Source organism: Bacillus sp. LR--39 (assembly GCF_053613335.1).
In genome coordinates this window covers 1-540 of record NZ_JBSIOT010001476.1, presented here as the reverse complement: position 1 = coordinate 540, position 540 = coordinate 1, and the positions used below count along the sequence as shown (strand labels likewise).

The following is a 540-nucleotide window of genomic DNA, read 5'->3' as shown; positions in this document are numbered from 1 at the left end:
GATGGGGTGCGACAAAGCCGTTCTGATCAACATTGAAGACGACGTGGAAGAAGCGGACCAATATACGGCTTCAGCCATCCTTTACAACTATTTGAAAGACCGCGAGTACGACATTATACTCGGCGGGAATGTGGCGATCGACGGGGGATCGGGACAGGTTGCGCCTCGTTTGGCCGAACTGCTGGGCATTCCTTGTATTACGACGATTACAAAGCTGACGGTAAACGGCGGAGATGTTGAAGCGGAACGCGACGCCGAGGGCGATCTTGAAGTGATCCAAACATCGCTTCCAATCGTAGCGACTGCACAGCAGGGGTTGAACGAGCCGCGTTATCCGTCTCTTCCGGGAATCATGAAGGCAAAGAAAAAGCCTCTCGAGGAGCTTGAGCTTGATGATCTCGACATCGACGAAGAAGACGTGGCTGCGAAAACAAAAACGATCGAACGGTTCCTGCCTCCGAAAAAAGAAGCCGGGAAAATCCTTGAAGGGGAGCCGGAGCAGCAGGCGGCAGAACTTGTATCACTGCTGAGAAGCGAAGC

1 protein-coding gene is annotated in these 540 nt (G+C 53.1%); it reads left to right on the top strand.

Annotated elements, in window-relative coordinates; all coding sequences use genetic code 11:
- Positions 1 to 540, top strand: a 540-nt coding sequence (locus ACWHAR_RS31245) for an electron transfer flavoprotein subunit beta/FixA family protein (protein WP_452088950.1), incomplete at both ends; no start/stop codon positions are given.